Source organism: Burkholderia sp. IT-111MI5, from assembly GCF_949752865.1.
GTDB lineage: Bacteria > Pseudomonadota > Gammaproteobacteria > Burkholderiales > Burkholderiaceae > Burkholderia > Burkholderia pyrrocinia_C.
The window spans coordinates 138,873-156,391 of the sequence record NZ_CATKIF010000002.1; the positions used below are offsets into that span (position 1 = coordinate 138,873).

The window sequence follows — 17,519 nt, forward strand, 5'->3', positions numbered from 1 at the left end:
GCGTGCCAAACAGCATCGGATGGCTGCCGCCGGTCTCCCCCTCGAGCCACACGCCGGCAATCACGCCGACGACGAAGGCCGAGCCGCCGCCCCCGGTGACATCGTCGTCATCGCCCGCGACGAGAGCGTCGGCGCGCGCACGCGCGCCAGCAATCCCGGCACGTCGGCCGGCGGCGCTGGTCGCGTGTCGGGCATCGGCGCCCGCGCCTAGCGTGACGGCATCACGCCGCCGACGCGCACGGTACGTAATCGTCGATCATCCATTTCGTGAGCCCGTGCCGGCCGCTGATGCCGAGCTTCACCGCCGCGCGCTTGATGTACGTCTCGACCGTACTCTCCTTCACACCGAGCTCGCCGGCCAGTTCTCGCAGCATCTTGCCCGCGAGCAGGCCGAGGCACACTTCGCTTTCGCGCGCCGACAGCACGACCGCCGCGCGCGCAAGCCGCGATTCGAACTCCTGGCGCAGCGCCTCGACGGCGGGCATCGTCGTGCCTTCGGGGTCGCCGTGCCGGCGCGTCGACGCATGCCACTCGACGAGCGGCAGCAGCGTATCGGCGAAATTCTTCAGGAACGACATCTCCTGCAACGAGAAGTCGCAATGCGACGCCGTTCGATGCAGCGAGATCACGTAGCGGCGATTCGCCTTGCACGACACGAGATGGCACTGAAATCCCCCGCCCGGCCCACGCAGCGGCGCGACTTCGCTGCCATTGCCGCTGCGCATCAGCGGATTGATGTGAATGAGCTGCCGGTCGCAAGCAGCCACGATCCGGTTCAACAGCGGATGCGCTGCCGGCTGCCGCTCGCCATGCGCGGCCGGCCCGCTGCCGCGCCCGTCGTCACCCGGCGCACCGAACGCGCCGAGCGATTGCACGTGGACGACTTCGCCCGCCGGCTCGTCGAGCGTCCATTCAGTCATCCGGGTGATCGCGAGCGGAATCGATTCGACCAGCAATGCATGCATGTCGGATGCGAACCGCTCACTGCCGGCGCTCGAAATCACCTTCCCGAGCTTCGAGAACATCGCGAACATCTGACTCTCCTTGTTTCCTTGTTGTGCGTGCTTGAGGACGGCGGCGCAACGCCAGCGCGGGCGAGCCGGCGCGGTTTGCGCGGCGCGCGTTTCGTCGCGTGCCGATATGTTCGGCTCACGCGAAACGGCGGCGCGCCGTGCTCTGTTCAGTTCGATGCGAGATCGCGCGCGGGGACGAGGGCGGTGAAAACGCACTGCCGCCGGACGCGCTGAACGCCTGAATTGGAAAACCCTGCGCCGGCCCGGAGCGGGCGCGTTCCCGGCGGATTCAACGAATAATCACGAACAAAAACCGAGATAATCCTTTCCATTGAATTTGATCCACGAATACCCCAGCCGCGTATGATAGCGACGATTTAAAATATCTGCATTTATCGTGACATTCGTTTTTTTAAATTGCGCCGCTTGCAAAACGGAAGTCGATAAATTTGCAAGCCACTCACGAGCACAATTATGGTAGGCCATACGAATTTACCTTTATTTACCCCGAAATCCTGTAATAGTCACCCGAGCGCCGTATACCATGGATTTTCGTCAAAGAGGTCTTGTTCGAGAGAAGAATAAGATAATTTCATTACGTCACTCCCGCTCGCCACGTGGCCTCGAGCACTTTCCTCCGGGCATTGTTTCGATTCGATAAACGATCGATTCAATCTGCGTGATGGAAAGGCATAATTTTCGCTGCCTACTTGCGGCAGCACGCTGTCGATTACACCTTCAGGCGATAAAAATCGCCACAAACAACATTTCCAGTACCGCCGACACGGGCGTTGCAAAATATCAACAAATGGAAAAATCATTGACCGTCATAAAATATCCATATTGAAGCGCACGCAATTTACCCACTCCGCCCGTTGCCGCCCGACAGATAAATTGCTACGCTTTTTCAGCGAAATAAACGACAAAACTTCGCCCGATTTTGAACTGCAAGCGGGTTTATTTAAAAAAATGAAACATGGAAATTAATATGCACGTGCAATCATCTTTTATCGATCGTCACGGCTAGCGCTTCGTCTCACGCTATTCAGCCGAATCTCCATATCCAGCTGCCGGCAGGACAGACCGACGGCCAGTTGCAGAAGTCGCCGGAGGTTTTCCGATTCCCTTCCAGACGTCCGTGATGACGAGCGGCCGCGCATTGTCGAATGCACCGTCCTCTTTTCAATCCCGGCCCGTCAACGCGCAACGCTGCCCGCGCGTCACGCCTGCTCGAATTACCACGCTGGCTTCAACGCGTCATTTGTCGTCTTTCCAATCCGTAAAACAATTCCGAGAAATTGGAGCACACCATGAGTCACGACTTTCGAGACGAACCTGCGCCGCGTCGCGCCTTCCTGGCCAACATGGCGAAACTCGCGGCGGCCGGCGTCGTCACCGGCTGGACACCGGTCTACCAGGTTGCGGCGCACGCGCTGACGGCCGGCGCGACACCGCCCGGCTTCCCGGCCGACATTCCGCTTTACAAGCAGGCGTTCCAGAACTGGAGCGGCGAGATCGCCGTGCAGGACGTATGGACCGCCGCGCCACGCTCCGCCGACGACGTCGTTGCGACGGTCAACTGGGCCCGCGCGAACGGCTACCGGGTACGTCCGCGCGGCTACATGCACAACTGGTCGCCCCTGACGCTGGACCCAAGCGCCGGCGCCGCGAACCTCGTGCTGCTCGATACGACGAAGTCGTTGACGGCCGTCTCCGTCGACACGTCGACGAGCCCGGCGCGCGTCACCGCGCAAACGGGCGTGTCGCTGGAGTCGCTGCTCGCGACGCTCGAGCAATCCGGCCTCGGCATGGTCGCGGTGCCTGCGCCGGGCGGCATCACGCTCGGCGGTGCGCTTGCGATCGACGCGCACGGCACCGCCGTACCGGCGGCCGGTGAAACCTTGCAACCGGGCCACACCTACGGCTCGCTAAGCAATCTCGTGGTCGCGCTGACCGCGATCGTGTTCGATCCGGCCCGGCAGCAATACGTGCTGCGCCGGTTCGAGCGCAGCGATCCCGAGATCGGCGCGTTCCTCGCGCACATCGGGATGGCGTTCGTCGTCGAAGTTACGCTGACGGCAGGACCGAACCAGCGGCTGCGCTGCCAGAGCTTCGTCGACATTCCGTCTTCCGAACTATTTGCACCGGCCGGCACGTCGGGCCGAACGATCGCGTCGTTTCTCGATCGAGCGGGCCGGATGGAAGCGATCTGGTTCCCGTTCACGACGTGCCCGTGGCTCAAGGTCTGGACGCCGACGCCCAGCAAGCCGTTCCTGTCGCGCACCGTCACGCAGCCGTACAACTATCCGTTCTCCGATTCGATCTCGCAGTCCATCTCGGATCTCGTCAAGCGGATCGTGATCAACGGAGAAGGTGCATTGACGCCGTTGTTCGGCCAGACGCAACTGGCGATCACGACCGCCGGCCTCGCGCTCACGCTCAGCGGGGACATCTGGGGCTGGTCGCGCACCGTGCTGCAGTACATTCGGCCGACGACGCTGCGCGTCACCGCGAACGGCTACGCGATACTGGCGCGGCGTGCCGACGTACAACGCGTGATCAGCGAATTCGTGCAGTTCTATCAGAATCGCATCGACGCATACAAGGCACGCGGCGAGTACCCGATCAACGGCCCCGTCGAGATCCGGGTCACCGGCCTCGACAAGCCGGCCGATGCCGGCGCCGGCGCGGTCGTTCCCACGCTGTCCGCGCTCAAGCCGCGCCCCGATCACCCGGAATGGGACATCGCCGTATGGTTCGATATCCTGACGTTACCGGGCACGCCTGGCGCCGGTCGCTTCTATCGCGAGATCGAGCAATGGATGCTCGCGAACTACACCGGTTCGTATGCGACGCTGCGTCCCGAATGGTCGAAGGGCTGGGGCTATACCGACACGGCCGCCTGGCAGGATGGCACCATGCTCGCCACCACGATCCCGAACCTGCATCGTGAAGGCCAGCCGCCGTCGAGCAGCTGGGATGCGGCGCGCGCGACCCTCGAACGCTACGACCCGCACCGGATCTTCCGGTCGCCGCTGCTCGACCGGTTGATGCCGTAGCGATCCCGGCGGAAGCCGGCGCGGCGCGCTGCCATGCGCGCCGTGCGCCGACGCCGCACCCGGACGCACGGCCGGTCTCTGCCCGATTCAGGTTGCCGCCTCGACGAGACACAGGCCCCCCTTTCTCATAATCGGTGACTTGCATCTCAATGGAAGGAAACCGAAGCGGGCGCTATCAGGCATGCGTCATGTCCAGCGGCACGACGTATCGATCGAAATCCGTCGGCGTAACGAACCCCAGCGCATTCGCGACTTCACGCAGAGATTTCCCTTCGCGGTGGGCCGTCTTCGCAACGATCGCCGCGTTGTCGTAGCCGATGTGACGATTGAGAGCGGTGACGAGCATCAGGTTCTTTTCGAGGTTGTCACCCATCTGCTGGAGATTGGGCTCGATGCCGACCGCGCAATGCACGTTGAACGCGCGACACGCGTCGGCGAGCAGCGTGATGCTCTCCAGCACGTTGTGGACCATCACCGGCTTGTACACGTTCAGCTGAAAATTCCCCTGACTCCCGGCGAACGCGACAGTCGCGTCGTTGCCGAATACCTGCGTGCACACCATCGTGAGCGCTTCGCATTGCGTCGGATTGACCTTCCCGGGCATGATCGACGAGCCGGGCTCGTTCTCGGGAATGTGGATCTCACCAATCCCGCAGCGCGGCCCGCTTGCCAGCCAGCGCACATCGTTGGCGATTTTCAGCAGCGCCATCGCTAGCGTCCGGATCGCCGCGGACGTGCTGACGAGCGCATCGTGGGCGGACAGCGCAAAGAACTTATTGAGCGACGACCGGAACGGATGTCCGGTGAGTTCGCCGATGATCGCCGCGCACCTGCCGCCGAACAGAGGATGCGCGTTCAGGCCCGTGCCCACGGCCGTTCCGCCGATCGCGAGATCGTACAGCCCGGTCAGGTTGGTTCGGATCGACGCGAGCGAATAGTCGATCTGCTCCACCCAGCCACCGATCTCCTGCCCGAATGTGATCGGCGTCGCGTCCTGCAGGTGCGTGCGGCCCACCTTCACGACGTCGGAAAACTGCTCGGATTTTTCGAACAACGTATCGCGCAACTCCGTGACGCTCGGGAGCAACGTATCGAACAGTTCCGTGACGACCGCGATATACATTGCAGTCGGAAAGGTGTCGTTCGACGACTGGCCGCGATTGACGTGGTCGTTCGGATGGATCGGCGTCTTGCTGCCGAGCACGCCACCCTTCATTTCGATCGCGCGATTGGAGATGACCTCGTTGACGTTCATGTTCGACTGCGTTCCCGAGCCGGTCTGAAACACCACGAGCGGAAAATGCTCGTCTAACGCCCCTGCAATCACTTCATCCGCTGCCTCCGAGATCGGGATGGCGATCGACTCCGGCAACTCGCCGAGCTCGAGGTTCGCGAGTGCCGAGGCCTTCTTCAGGATGCCCATTGCACGGATGATCGACCGCCCCCATTTGAAGCGGGACTGGCCGATCGGAAAATTGACGATGGAACGCTCGGTTTGTGCGCCCCAGTATTTGTTCGACGGGACCTGGATGGAACCCATCGAATCCGATTCGATACGCATGTTCATTGACCTCGATTGAATGGCTCGCAGCAGCGAGCGTTGAACTTGTTCCGTTGGCGAAGCACGGTCCGGATGCATTCGCCGGGCGACGCACGCGACTGTCGGCGCCAGCCTTGCTGGCGGTCTCATCGCGAATCGCGAAAGTGTGCGACCCGCTCGATTTGTTTCGCCGACCGGTTAGGCCCGGAGCACCGATGCCATTTTTCCAAGGTGCTCGCAGGCCCTGATCACATACTCGTCGGACAGCATGCCGATGCGACGGTAATTGATCTTCTGGTTCGATGCATCCGCATAGAGCGTCAACGCATCGGCCGCGTGCCTGAAATGCCGCGCTTCGACGCTTCCGCAATGCACGCTCAGAAATGACGCTATCCGGTTGACCTCGGTCGCCGTAACGGAGAAGGACTCGCGGATCCATTTCTTCCACATCGGCGTCATCAGGTTGTATTCGCCCGTATTGAACAGCTCGGTCATCGCCATCATCTCGATGGCCTCGGTCAGGTCGGGCGCGAGCGGGCGCTTCTGTCCGACCCATGCAGAGAATTCCTTCGTGACGGGATCGAGAAATCGGTCCTGTAGACGCCAATTGTCCGAGCCGCAAATGGCCGTTGCCATCCGGTGATACAGCTTCGAGTGGTGCGGATGTCCATGCAACTCACCGAGGCCGATATCCTCGACGATGATCTCGCCGCAGTGTCGTGCAGCTGTCAGCAGCTTCATTTTGTTCCGTTCGGCATCGAGTGACTCGGACTCCTGCAGGATGCGCACGATGATGCTCGATACGGCATGGGCGGCGCCGTCGGGGCTGCGCCAGCCGCAAAAGAACGTACAGAGCGAGTCGGTCGACCATTTGCCCGACGTGATGCCTTCATAGGTCTTTCGGTATTCGTGCAACCTGTCGCGATTGTTTTCAAAGCCGGTCAGCAGCGCGTCGACGAGTTGCCTGTCCTCCACATCGATCAGTGCGTCGTTGACGTAATCGATGAATGCATGCACCGGATGCTCCATGTCTTCCTCCTCGATTGATGAATCGGGTCGATCCCGACGAGATTTGCCCCGCTAGTGCCGCCCAGGCCAGGGCCTCCCGGCGAGCCGATCGAGCCGGGTGCCGGCATCAACTCGGCCGTCGCATTCAGTCGGCGTCGATCTCCGCAACGAACCGCTGGAGACGCGTCAGACCTTCGACCAGCTCTTCGTGCTCGATTGCATAGGAGATTCGAATGCAGTTCGGATCACCGCAGCCGGCGCCGGGAACGACGGCCACGTGCGCTTCCGTCAGTAGCAGCTCGCCGAGATGGTCGACGTCGCGGATCCTTTGCCCGCGGTAATGGCGGCCCAGCTTTTCGGAAACATCGACGAACAGATAGAACGCGCCTTCCGGTGGCGCATAGGTGATCCCCGCGATCCGGTCCAGAAGCGCGCGTGCCGTGTTCAGTTGCTGTTCGAGGAACCGGTTGATCTCTGCGATGAATGCTTCGGAGCCGAACGTGATTGTGCTCAGCGCCGCGTACTGCGACAGGCTGCTGGGGTTTGACGTCGTATGCCCCTGCAGGTTGTGCATCGCGGATATCACGTGTGCTGGTGCACACGCGTAGCCGACACGCCAGCCAGTCACGGCCTGGCTTTTCGAGAACGAGTCGACGAGGATTGTCTGTCGCCTCAGCGGCTCGAACAGCGACAGAATGTTGTGATGCTCATGAGGGTGCCTGACGAGATGCCGGTAGCACTCGTCGAACACCACCCAGATCTGGCGGTCGAACGCGAGCTTCGCAATTCCAAGCAACTGCTCGCGCTGATAGACGGTTCCCGTCGGGTTGTTCGGCGTGTTGATTACGATCATGCGGGTTCTGTCCGTCAGCGCGCTTTCGACCGCACGCCGGGTCAGTCGGTACTGATCGGCCTGCGTGTCGACGCAGACGGCCGTCGCACCGGCGAGCCGGATCTGGGTCGGAAAGGTCTCCCAATAGGGTGTCGGGACAATCACTTCGTCGCCGGGGTTCAGCAGCACCATCGATGCGTTGAAGAGCGCCTGCTTCGCGCCCGCGGTGACGGCGATCTCGTCTGCCGTAAACCCGACGCCGCATCGCCGGCTGACGCTTTCCGCCAGCTTTTCACGAAGCTGGGGCAATCCGATCGGGGGCGTATAGCGATTACGTCGGCTTTCCACTGCGTCAATCGCGCCCGCCTTCATTGGCGGGCAGGCATCGAAAGAAAGCTCTCCGGCGGCGAAATTGATCACCTTGACGCCGCAATCCTTCAATGCGTTTGCTTTGCTGCGCATGCTTGACGTCCCCGGTGCGGTAACGCCCCGCGCACGGTCCGACAACGGCAACTCGATTTTCGGGATGTCGCGTGTATTCATATCGTTGTATGCGAAAACCAATGAAATCAGGCGTGGCGGAAAGGCGAGCCGGTCGCCGGCCGTGCATCGCGCTCACGCGCACGACCGGCGACCGGCAGGTGCGGCGACGCGCCAGACCCTGCCCGGCGTCAGACGAGCGCCTGCGCGCACTCGCGCATGACGGTCGCCTTGCGACGCAGGTAGTCCTGGAACAGAGCTTTCGCGGTCGCCTCGTCGATCGTTACCTGCATCGCGTCTGCGAACGCGTTGACCGCCTGTACGGCATGACCGAAGTGGTTGCTCTCGGTCCCGCCGGTATGGACGGTGACCCACGCGACGATGTGGCGCACGCGATCGGCCGGAATGCCGACGTGCGTGTGGAACCACGATTTGTAGAGGTCGTGGATGAACTCGACCTCGCCGTGCGTGTAGACCTCGTGAACCAACGTGGTGAGGAGGCCGAGGAGGAGATCCCGTTCCTTCAGACGCTGACGGTCCGTCCAGTCCTTGAACGCCTGCGCGGACCGCAGGCACGAGGATTTCAGCAGCCATGTGTCGTCGCCGCACGCAGCCGTCGCCATCGTATAGAAGAGGTCGGCATGGAGCACACCGCCTAGCGCGCCGAGATCCTCGTCGGTGATGCGCTGCAGGCTGGCACATACGTCATGGAGTTGCTTCGACGCCGCCGAACCGGTGTCGGAGCGCGCGAGCAGCGTGATCCGGTTTGCAAGCCCGGAAACGCTCGCCGCGGAATTGTTGGTCCTTGACCAACTGGAGAAAAAAGTGCGAAGGGCCGGCGCCGGATGCCGACGCTCCGTCAATCGATGGAATGCATTTTCAATGTCCTGAAGCGCCCCCTGTTCGGCCGAGAAGGCCGCGACCAGCGCATCCTTCAGGACTCCGCTCTCCATCTCGTGAAGCACAGGCGTGACGATATCGAGCAACCCCGCTTGCGATTGAAACGCTTCCATCCCTTTCTCTCCGGTTCTAGGTGTGGTTTGAAATGAACTACCGAGTCAGACTGATTTCATGCGAACGCGGGTTGCCCGCGCCGGCTGCGGTATTCCCGCGCCAGAAGAAAAACACGAGCACGCCTGCGATCGCCTGTGCGCCGGCGACAAATGCGACGCAGCCGGGCCAGCCCCAGCGATTCCAAGCGGGAACGGGCAGGACCGAGCCGAGACTTCCGCCAAAGTAATAGAAGGAAAGGTAGATGCCGATCGCCGTCGATCTTGCCCCCAGTGCCGCTCTCGAGATGAACGCGTTGGCCGACGCCTGCTCGACAAACACCGCGGTTGAGCTGAGTGCGAGACCGATCAGGATCGCGGTGACACTGCTCGACAGCGTCATCAATGCGCCGACAATTGCGAGCCCGGCAGCCGCGAGCGCGAGGTCGCGCGGGCCGCGTTGCGCCGCGACGCGGCCTGCGAGCGGCGTGACGACGACCGCGACGAGAAACACCGCGTAGATCGCGCCGACCTCGACCGTATTGAAGCCAAACGGCGCACCGGCGAGTCGCAGTCCGACAAAGGTGAACGTCGCGACCTGCGATGCGAGCACGCATGCCCCGACCAAAAACGACGCCAGGAGCGGGCCGCGCGTCATGAGCTTCCAGCGCGGCGTCGACGCGCCATCGTCGTCCGGACGCGCGGCGCCGGACGCCGGCAGGCTCGCGTGGATTGCGAGGCCCGTCGCGAGGCACAGGAACGCAATGAAATCGAGCGCGTGGCGCCAGCCGAATTCGGACGTCAGGACGTTGGTAACGAAGCGCCCGGCGAATCCGCCGAGCGTCGTGCCGGCGACGAAGAGCGCGCTGACCTCCGTTGCCGCATCGCGGCTGAAGATCTCACCGATACAGGCGATCGAGATCGCGAAGATGAACGGCATCAGCACGCCCGCGGCAAAGCGGGCGCTGAGGAACGATGAAAAGCTCGCCGCATGCGCGGACCAGACGACGGGAAGCGCACACGCCACTGCCGCGCACGAAATTACTGTCCGGCGATCGAAGCGGGCTGCCAGCGCACCGACGAACGGAGCGATAATGGCGACCGCCAAGGTGGTAGCGCTGACGCCTTGGCCTGCTTGCTCGGCGCTCACGTTAAATGTCGCGGCGAGTTCGTGCAGGATGCCCTGAGTCGAATAAAGATTGAGAAAAGCCGCGAATCCGCACAGAAAAAATGCGAATCGGATGGTTCTGTTGCCCACTGGTAACGCCCTATCTAGTTTGTGTGACAGTCTGACGAGTGGGCGAAACGCGTGCCAATACTGTTTTCGTGGCTATTGATACCGAAAAGACATAAATGCTTGACCTGCGCCGCCTCCGCTATTTCGTGACCGTCGCCGATGAATTGCACTTCGGGCGCGCGGCATTGCGTTTGCGTATCGCCCAGCCGCCGTTGACACGCCATATCGCAGCGCTGGAAGCCGACCTCGGTATCCGGTTGTTCGAACGGTCAACGCGCGCGGTCCAGCTCACGCCGGCAGGCGCGCTGTTTCTCGAACATGCGAGGAGCGTCATTCATGCGGTCGGCGAGGCGGAGGAGACAGCGCGCAAGATGGCGCACGGTATGGCCGGCCGAATCGTGATCGGCTATGCGAGCTCTATTCCGATGTCCGACGCGTTCTCGGACATCATCCGCAATGTGAGCCGCAGCATGCCGGAAGTGGAACTGGCATTCCGGGAAGTGTCGACCGCCAACCAGCGACAGCAGATCAGCGACGGCACGATGGACATCGGATTCGGCTGGTCAGCGACGAAGACATCCGGGGAGCGTGTCCGGTCCCTCGTCGTCTCGCGGGAGCCGCTCGTCGCCGTGGTGCCCGCCCAGAGCACCTATGCGGGCAAAACGACGATCGAGTTCCGCGAACTCGCCATGGAGAGTTTCGTCACGTTCCCGTCGGGGTACGGTTCCGCGCTGAACGCGGCGCTGGAGGATCTTTGCGCGCATGCGGGCGTATCGCCGCGGATAGGGGCGACCGCGTCTCAGATTACGACGCTCGTGTCGCTTGTGGCCGCGGAACGCGGTGTCGCGATCGTGCCCAGCTTCACGTCGACGTTGCAACGCTCGGGCGTCGCTTACGTGCCGCTCGCCAGGCCGCACGTTCTCGAACTGGTCGTCACGTGGTCCGAACCGTTCTCGTCGACCTGCGTCGAACGATTCGTCGAGTTCGCCAGGTCGATCGCATTACGCTAGGCGTCCAGCCCCTTCTGTACGTACCACGATAACGGGAGCGTCAGCAGAAGGATCGACGCCAGGGCGAGCAGCGCGGTCGGGACACCCGCTATGTCGCCCAGACGGCCGAACAGGACCGGCGACAGCGCGCCGCCGCCGATCGTGCCCGTATAGAACAACGCGAACGCCTGCTCGCGCTTGCCGGCACCCGCCAGCTCGGGCACGACTCCGTAGAGCACCGACGACGTCCCGTTCAGCGCGAGTCCCAGCAGCGGCAGAATCGCCATCATTGCGAAGAGTGGCGAGAACACCGCGACCACGATCAGCAGCGACGTGGCAGACTCCGTGAGCCACACCGTCTTCATCATCCCGATCCGCACGCCCAGATAGCCGCAGAACAGCTTTCCGAATGCGCCGCCCACGAACAGCAACGTCAGCGCGAGACCGATACCGGCGGTGCCGGCACCCTTGCTTTTCAGCAGGAACGGCAGGAACGTCAGAAAGCCCATCCGCACGGCACTGTCGAGGGTGCCGGTCGCGAGCAGCGCACGCAAGCCGCCGGACGAACCGCTGCCGCTCGCCGCTTTCGGCATCGTCTCGCGCGCCGCATGCGGCGCGCCGCGCGACGGAATCAGCCACCACAGCAGGCCTGCTGAAACCACGCCAAGCACACCGATCAGCGTCGCGCCGGTGCGCCACGTGACGACCGTCAACAGAAGGCCGATCAGGCCTGGTATCAGCGTCTTGCCGATGTCGCCGGAGAAGTTGTACTGGGCCAGCGCCTCCTTCACGCCCCCGCCTGCCTCGTACGAATCGGTGACCATCGAGGACGCGAGCGGGTGCTGCGTGCTCGCGCCCAGTCCGCCCAGCACCAGTGCGACCAGCAGCACCGCCAGCCCGGCGGCCTGACCGGCGATCAGGTAGGCAACGCCTGCGAGCGCGGTCCCCGCCACCAGCATGCGCTCCCGCCCCCATCGCCGCGCTGCCCGACTCGCGAGCAACTGGAAACCCGCCATCACGCCGGAATAGAGCCCGCGTAATAGGCCGATCTGCGCGTAATTGATAGCGAACTGCACTTGCCAGATGGGCAGCAGCACGTAGATGACGTCCGTCAACCCGTCGTGTACGGCGTGCGCGACGCATGCGGCCACCAGCGAGCGGCGACGGGACGCATCGGGGTCATGCTGTGCCTCAAGAGAGAGTTCGCTTTTCAAATCGCTCATTTCGTCTATTGTTGTTCGGAATGTCGGTTGCAGTGCGCTGTAACTCGTGGGGTGATCCGCTTGAACACTACTGCTGCTTGAACGGGTCGGGCGTCAGGTATGCCAGACTCGAATGCGGTCGGATGCCATTGTAGTGACACCCAGGCGCCTCGCCTCGATCAGAACATATCGATGAGCCCCGCCGAGACCGCCTTGACGACCGCCTGCACCTTGTTGGTCGCGCCAAGCTTCACGAGGACGTTGTTGACGTGAAAAGTCACCGTCCGCTCCGCGATGCCGAGGATCTGACCGATCTCGCATGCCGTCTTGCCTTCGGCGGTCCAGCACAGCACTTCGCGTTCCCGCGCCGTCAGCACGACGCTTGCCGCTGGCGCGAGCTTCGGCACCATGAAGCCGCTCATCAGCGAATGCGACAGGTTCGCGAGCCAGTCGGTCTGCAGCGTGAGCATGTCGATTTCGGCAGGCGTGAGGCGATCCGCATGGCGCGCGATGCTCAGCAGGCCGAACGCGCCGCGCGCGGCCCAGCTCGACTGCGCGATGCCGACCGACAACCCGGCCTCGCGCGCATCTTCCCACAAAGGGCATGGCGCGACCTCGTCGACGTCCGGCCAGACGATCATGTTGGTGGTGAGCGCACCGTCGCGGACCGTCGAATCGATCTTGATGTAGTCCTGCGCCTGATAGTGCGCCATCCAGCCGTCCGGATAGGTGTCGAAGATCGCGACGGCCGATTTCGACACGGGCAGCGGCACCCGGATTCCGTAACAGCAGTATTCGAAGCCCAGGCGCTTCGAATACGCGGCGATCCGCTGGAAGAGCTGCTGCTCGTTCTCCGCGGCGCTGAATTGATGGTAGGCGTCCTGCCAGCGCAGCTCCATTCGTTCTCCGGCTAACTCGCCTGTCCGAGGCGAACATCCATCCCCCGCGGCAACAAGATGCTCAAGCGCGCCCTGCTCCTCTCCACCTGCCCAGCCTTGCGAAACCCCGTCTCATGGGCATATTACATGCGCGAGATCCAGCAAGGGCAACGCCACTCCAGGCGCTCATCGGCAATTATCGCCGAATCCGGCGCGGCGATCGCCAGGCCTGACTGCCTTACATAAATATTCCAGATACTCGGCGAACGATATTTACCTGCCCATCACTTTCTTACAAAAAAAATGAAAAATCCTTTAATGGCATAAATTTTACAATACGGAAAGGATAGACGGCATCTCTCTGTTAAGAGTATCGCGACTTTTTTTATAACAAGCAGGTGGCTCATTATGCAGCGCTGCACAACCGTGCAGTTGACCATAAGGAGCTTAAAGTGTACGAACATTATGAATGGAAATCCCGGTCGAACGTTGGCGAAGTCTCGCTTCCGGAATTCGTTGCCGAACGTGTCACACGCTATTATCGCGAACGCGTTCAAGAAAACTGGAACGGTGGCCATATTATGCGAGGACGTCTGCCTGGCCCCGACGCGTTGCATTTGTCGAGCAACGATTATTTGTCGATCGCCCGACACCCCGATATCCTCGAATCGATGTGCGCAAGCATAAAATCCGACGGTAACGGGATGCTGATGTCTGGCATATTTCTGCACGGTGCATGTCCGCTGCTTGATCTCGAAGACAGGTTCGCCCGCTTCATGGGCTCGGAATCGGCCATTCTTTGCCAATCCGGCTATGCAGCGAATACCGGCTTGCTTCAGTCAATCGCTTCCGCTGAAACGCCCGTATACCTCGACATGATGGCCCATATGTCGCTATGGGAAGGCGTGCAAAGCTCAGGCGCGAAAGCGGTCGGCTTTGCCCATAACGATGTCGACCATCTCGCCCGGCAAATCCGTCGTCATGGCCCGGGCATCGTGGTCGTCGACTCGATCTACAGCACGAACGGCAGCGTTTGCCCGTTGGCCGACGTCGTCGACGTGGCGACAACGGCCGGCTGCGTGCTGGTCGTCGACGAATCACATTCGCTCGGCACGCATGGGCCGGATGGCGCAGGGCTCGTCGTCGGGTTGGGGCTGACCGATCGTGTGCACTTCCGCACGGCGAGTCTCGCAAAAGCGTTCGCCGGCCGCGCGGGTGTGATCAGTTGCTCGAGCCGATTCCAGGAGTATTTCAAGTTCGAATCGCGTCCGGCGATCTTCAGCTCGACATTGCTTCCGCATGAAGCCGCCGCCTTGGAGGCCGCGATCCTCGTGATCGAAAAGGAAGCGTGGCGGCGCACGCAGGTCGCAGAAAATGCACGGTACCTGCGCGAGCGACTCACGCGACTCGGCTATAACCTGAATGGGAGTGAAACTCAAATCATCGCGCTCGAGTCCGGCACGGAGCAACGGACGATCAAACTACGCGACGCGCTCGAGTCGCATGGCATTTTCGGCTCGGTCTTCTGCGCGCCTGCCACGGCGAAAAACCGCGCGCTAATTCGGCTGTCCGTTCATGCAGCACTTACTCACGACGAGTTGCGGCGGATCGTCCAAGCCTGCGAAGCGATTCGCGATGAGGTCGAGCTCGATGACTGGCCGTCAACACAGCGGATGCGCGCCAGTGCACGCGCGATCGACCGGATAGCGGCCATCAGGCAAGCAGTGTAAGCAACATGAACGCCTAGGCGTCAATCACATTGATCCGGGGATTCACGCCCGTGAATCCCCTTTTTCATCTATATGTCGATCAAGGCGGTCGAGATAGTCGTCGTAGGAAACGACGGAACCCAGCTCGAGGCCAGGCGGATTCTTGATGACGCTGCACGTATAGACTTGCTGGCCTCGCACGACCGTCGCGGAATGCATGTACGACTGCCACGACGTGCATGCGATAGGATAGTACCCCTCCGAATCTGGAAAGTAAGGCGCACGATGGCCACTGTCGAGCTCGGCGAGAAACGCGGCGGGCGCGCCACGCTCGACGGCGATTTCGCGGGTCGCGCGCAGCGCATCCTCGGTGTGCACGAGAAGCAGATAAGGCGTGCCTGCACTATCGAGCATCACGAGCCCCGTCGGGCGCGTCGACAGGTAATGCTCGACAATGCCGAGCTCGCGAAAGATTTCCGTCGCCTTCGCGGCGAATGCCGGATCAACCAGAAACCGGTACTCGGACAAGCCGAGCGCTTCGATGACCGTGCGTTGCGTCTGGTGCAGATACGCGCGCTTCAGCTCGTCGATCGCTTCATTGAGGACGGAAACGGCGTGAACATCCTGTTTGCGAATGAACCGGTCAATGAGGCCTTCGTTGAAGCTCTTGACGGCCAGCTGTTCATTGGCCTTCCCGGTAAGAATGATCTTCTTGATGGCCGGATTGGCGATGCGCCGGCAGACTTCCAGGCCGTTCATGCCCGGCATGTCATAGTCGACGACGACAACCGACGTCCGCTCGAATCGCCGCGCGTTGTGCATTTGGCGCCGGATCGCGTCGATCCGAATTGCGATCACCTCGTGGGCGTCGCTCTGTTCCGTCCGATCGTGATAGCGGCACAGGAAGTCTTCGGCGGCGAGCGGCTGGATCGCTTCGTCGTTGATAACGCTGATCGCGCGCTCTGCCGAATGGAAGAAGCGAAATGCCAATTGCGTGTCGAGCTGCAAGCTCAGATTGGCGAGAAAGGATGCACTGTCGTCAATGAAGCCGACCGTGGTCGGGAATGCGAAGGGTTCGATCATGATCATCAGGGTAACGGGAAGGTCAGTACAAACTGTGTGTACGCGTTCTTCGTCGAAGTGCACTCGATCGTTCCACCGATTGCCCGCATAACATCACGACAGAAGGCCAATCCGATCCCGGCACCGAGCGAGACATCATCGTTGATCACCGAAGAGGTGTAAAAACGCGTAAAGATGTGAGGCAGCGCGTCGGGCTCGATTCCCGACCCGTTATCGCGAAACACAAGACGGTTCGCCTGCTCCGAGCGGTAGAACCGAATCGAAATGTTGCCATTGTCGATGCCGCTCAACGAGCGCAGCGCATTTTTGATGAGATTGAACAGCACGTGTACTATCAGCGTCTCCGAACCTTGAAACTCGAAGTCGTCAACGAGATCACAGCGAATTTGGTCGCGCTCGACTCCGCGAAACGGGTAGCGATGCAGGGTCGTTTCAACGCAGCGCGCGATTGAGCAGCGCTCGGGCCTTTGATCGAAGCCGCCGGTAAAACGCGCATTGACGAGTAACATGTCGATCACCGAATTCGACAGCAACGCCTCTTGTTCGATCCGTTCAAGTACGCCGTGCATCGACGACAGATGCGCGAAGCGGATTTTCGGAATGTGAAGGCCGCTGCGCTGCGCGAGATCGTAGCTGGCGAGAAGCTGAGGCAAAAAACGGCTCAGCCCCGCTGCGCCGGCACGGATCGCCAGGAGCGGCGTGCGAAGCTCATGCGCGACGCTGCCCGCGGTGGCGACCATCGCGCGCTCCTGCTCGAATCGAATGCGTGCCGTGTCGTAGTTGGCTACGGCACCGATGAGGATCGCGAACGCAAGGATAGCGAGATGCGCGAAATAAGGCGTGCCGAAATGAACCGGCGTCGTGGTCAGGCAATAGGCGACGACGGCCAGGCTGACGCCCGCGACGAAGCTAAGTAGCAGCATGAGCCAATCAAGCAGCAGCACCGCCACGAACGCGGCGATCAGGCTGCTCTCGACCCAAACCTGCGAGCCATCATTTTTCAACAACATGAACGTGAAGAAAAATGGTAGCGCATAGAGAATAATGGCGTACCAATAGTAGGGCAGAAACCCGCGCACGGCAGCCGGCCAGCGGTGATGAAACAGGACGGGCAGAAAGAGTATCGATCCGATGAGCCGCAGCGATAGATTCTCGTAGCGTTGCGGAAAGACTTCGTGCCAGATGTAGTAATAGAGCGGAAAGCCGATAATGGCGACGATCGCGAACGGACGCAGTCGCCCCTCGACATATTGCATATTGCGCAATGCCGGTTCAAACGCTTTATGGATGCTGCGCTGCAGCGAATTGCTCCGGCGCTGAACGTGCATGCTGCTTCTCTCTCCAAATTTGTGTTTTTGATATGCCTTCAGCCTTATTCGCCCTCGTCGAAATTTGAAGAATTCAGGCATTGGCAAATATACTGGCTTCCCGCAGTTCCCTCGCCAGCATGTTATCAGCAAAGCGTCGCCACAAACGCCTCTCTCGGCTGATTAGTCGGCA

14 protein-coding genes and 1 pseudogene are annotated in these 17,519 nt (G+C 61.4%); 5 read left to right on the plus strand and 10 right to left on the minus strand.

The window, feature by feature from the left end:
- Positions 1-19: 19 nt before the first annotated feature.
- Positions 20-211, plus strand: coding sequence for a hypothetical protein (locus ACM6JT_RS01580; protein WP_414855872.1), 192 nt, complete (start codon positions 20-22; stop codon positions 209-211).
- Between the two features lie 10 nt (positions 212-221).
- On the opposite strand, the gene ACM6JT_RS01585 is transcribed toward ACM6JT_RS01580, so the two are convergent.
- On the minus strand, positions 222-1,034 hold the full coding sequence (locus ACM6JT_RS01585; protein WP_414855873.1) for a helix-turn-helix transcriptional regulator: 813 nt from the start codon (positions 1,032-1,034) through the stop codon (positions 222-224).
- Positions 1,035-2,323: 1,289 nt separating this feature from the next.
- Here ACM6JT_RS01585 and ACM6JT_RS01590 point away from each other — a divergent pair.
- Complete coding sequence (locus ACM6JT_RS01590; protein ID WP_414855874.1) at positions 2,324-4,072, plus strand: cholesterol oxidase substrate-binding domain-containing protein; 1,749 nt, start codon at positions 2,324-2,326, stop codon at positions 4,070-4,072.
- 175 nt (positions 4,073-4,247) lie between these two features.
- Here ACM6JT_RS01590 and fumC read toward each other — a convergent pair whose 3' ends face one another.
- The 5 genes from fumC to ACM6JT_RS01615 all read right to left on the minus strand — a co-directional run bounded on the left by fumC (position 4,248) and on the right by ACM6JT_RS01615 (position 10,179).
- Positions 4,248-5,633 (minus strand): class II fumarate hydratase, encoded by a 1,386-nt coding sequence (gene fumC, locus ACM6JT_RS01595; RefSeq protein ID WP_414855875.1) that lies wholly within the window; start codon positions 5,631-5,633, stop codon positions 4,248-4,250.
- A gap of 177 nt (positions 5,634-5,810) precedes the next feature.
- Complete coding sequence (locus tag ACM6JT_RS01600; protein ID WP_131946409.1) at positions 5,811-6,641, minus strand: hypothetical protein; 831 nt, start codon at positions 6,639-6,641, stop codon at positions 5,811-5,813.
- A 124-nt stretch (positions 6,642-6,765) separates the two neighbouring features.
- A complete protein-coding gene (locus tag ACM6JT_RS01605) occupies positions 6,766-7,995 on the minus strand; it encodes a pyridoxal phosphate-dependent aminotransferase (protein WP_414855876.1) in 1,230 nt (409 codons plus the stop codon).
- Between the two features lie 128 nt (positions 7,996-8,123).
- Complete coding sequence (locus ACM6JT_RS01610) at positions 8,124-8,945, minus strand: hypothetical protein (protein WP_131946411.1); 822 nt, start codon at positions 8,943-8,945, stop codon at positions 8,124-8,126.
- Between the two features lie 37 nt (positions 8,946-8,982).
- Positions 8,983-10,179 carry an MFS transporter gene (locus tag ACM6JT_RS01615; RefSeq protein WP_414855877.1) on the minus strand — a complete coding sequence of 399 codons (1,197 nt, stop codon included), beginning with the start codon at positions 10,177-10,179 and terminating at the stop codon, positions 8,983-8,985.
- Between the two features lie 95 nt (positions 10,180-10,274).
- Between ACM6JT_RS01615 and ACM6JT_RS01620 the strand changes: the two genes are divergently transcribed.
- A complete protein-coding gene (locus tag ACM6JT_RS01620; RefSeq protein ID WP_217590994.1) occupies positions 10,275-11,168 on the plus strand; it encodes a LysR substrate-binding domain-containing protein in 894 nt (297 codons plus the stop codon).
- Here the strand turns inward: ACM6JT_RS01620 and ACM6JT_RS01625 are convergent.
- Positions 11,165-12,370, minus strand: coding sequence for an MFS transporter (locus ACM6JT_RS01625; protein ID WP_034182264.1), 1,206 nt, complete (start codon positions 12,368-12,370; stop codon positions 11,165-11,167). The two genes, ACM6JT_RS01620 and ACM6JT_RS01625, sit on opposite strands and share 4 nt — an antisense overlap.
- Before the next feature lie 158 nt (positions 12,371-12,528).
- Complete coding sequence (locus tag ACM6JT_RS01630; protein ID WP_034182265.1) at positions 12,529-13,248, minus strand: autoinducer binding domain-containing protein; 720 nt, start codon at positions 13,246-13,248, stop codon at positions 12,529-12,531.
- Between the two features lie 10 nt (positions 13,249-13,258).
- Here ACM6JT_RS01630 and ACM6JT_RS01635 point away from each other — a divergent pair.
- Positions 13,259-13,425, plus strand: a pseudogene (locus ACM6JT_RS01635) (IS110 family transposase); the annotation flags it as partial.
- Between the two features lie 254 nt (positions 13,426-13,679).
- The gene (gene cqsA / locus ACM6JT_RS01640; RefSeq protein WP_414855878.1) at positions 13,680-14,957 is read left to right on the plus strand and encodes an alpha-hydroxyketone-type quorum-sensing autoinducer synthase; all 1,278 of its coding nucleotides are present in this window, start codon (positions 13,680-13,682) and stop codon (positions 14,955-14,957) included.
- Between the two features lie 42 nt (positions 14,958-14,999).
- Here the strand turns inward: cqsA and ACM6JT_RS01645 are convergent, their stop codons facing one another.
- Entirely contained in the window at positions 15,000-16,025 is a 1,026-nt protein-coding gene (locus ACM6JT_RS01645; RefSeq protein WP_131946417.1) for a response regulator, read from the minus strand.
- Positions 16,025-17,347, minus strand: a complete 1,323-nt coding sequence (locus ACM6JT_RS01650) for a sensor histidine kinase (protein WP_414855879.1) — start codon at positions 17,345-17,347, stop codon at positions 16,025-16,027. The genes ACM6JT_RS01645 and ACM6JT_RS01650 overlap by 1 nt, the downstream gene beginning before the upstream one ends.
- Between the last annotated feature and the right edge of the window lie 172 nt (positions 17,348-17,519).

Bases quoted from the DNA above. Each gene is read 5' to 3' on its own strand.
- ACM6JT_RS01630 (WP_034182265.1), bottom strand. From the start codon at position 13,248: ATGGAGCTGCGCTGGCAGGACGCCTACCATCAATTCAGCGCCGCGGAG.
- fumC (WP_414855875.1), bottom strand. From the start codon at position 5,633: ATGCGTATCGAATCGGATTCGATGGGTTCCATCCAGGTCCCGTCGAAC.
- ACM6JT_RS01620 (WP_217590994.1), top strand. From the start codon at position 10,275: ATGCTTGACCTGCGCCGCCTCCGCTATTTCGTGACCGTCGCCGATGAA.
- ACM6JT_RS01645 (WP_131946417.1), bottom strand. From the start codon at position 16,025: ATGATCATGATCGAACCCTTCGCATTCCCGACCACGGTCGGCTTCATT.
- ACM6JT_RS01650 (WP_414855879.1), bottom strand. From the start codon at position 17,347: ATGCACGTTCAGCGCCGGAGCAATTCGCTGCAGCGCAGCATCCATAAA.
- ACM6JT_RS01605 (WP_414855876.1), bottom strand. From the start codon at position 7,995: ATGAATACACGCGACATCCCGAAAATCGAGTTGCCGTTGTCGGACCGT.
- ACM6JT_RS01625 (WP_034182264.1), bottom strand. From the start codon at position 12,370: ATGAGCGATTTGAAAAGCGAACTCTCTCTTGAGGCACAGCATGACCCC.
- ACM6JT_RS01580 (WP_414855872.1), top strand. From the start codon at position 20: ATGGCTGCCGCCGGTCTCCCCCTCGAGCCACACGCCGGCAATCACGCC.
- ACM6JT_RS01610 (WP_131946411.1), bottom strand. From the start codon at position 8,945: ATGGAAGCGTTTCAATCGCAAGCGGGGTTGCTCGATATCGTCACGCCT.
- ACM6JT_RS01585 (WP_414855873.1), bottom strand. From the start codon at position 1,034: ATGTTCGCGATGTTCTCGAAGCTCGGGAAGGTGATTTCGAGCGCCGGC.
- ACM6JT_RS01590 (WP_414855874.1), top strand. From the start codon at position 2,324: ATGAGTCACGACTTTCGAGACGAACCTGCGCCGCGTCGCGCCTTCCTG.
- ACM6JT_RS01600 (WP_131946409.1), bottom strand. From the start codon at position 6,641: ATGGAGCATCCGGTGCATGCATTCATCGATTACGTCAACGACGCACTG.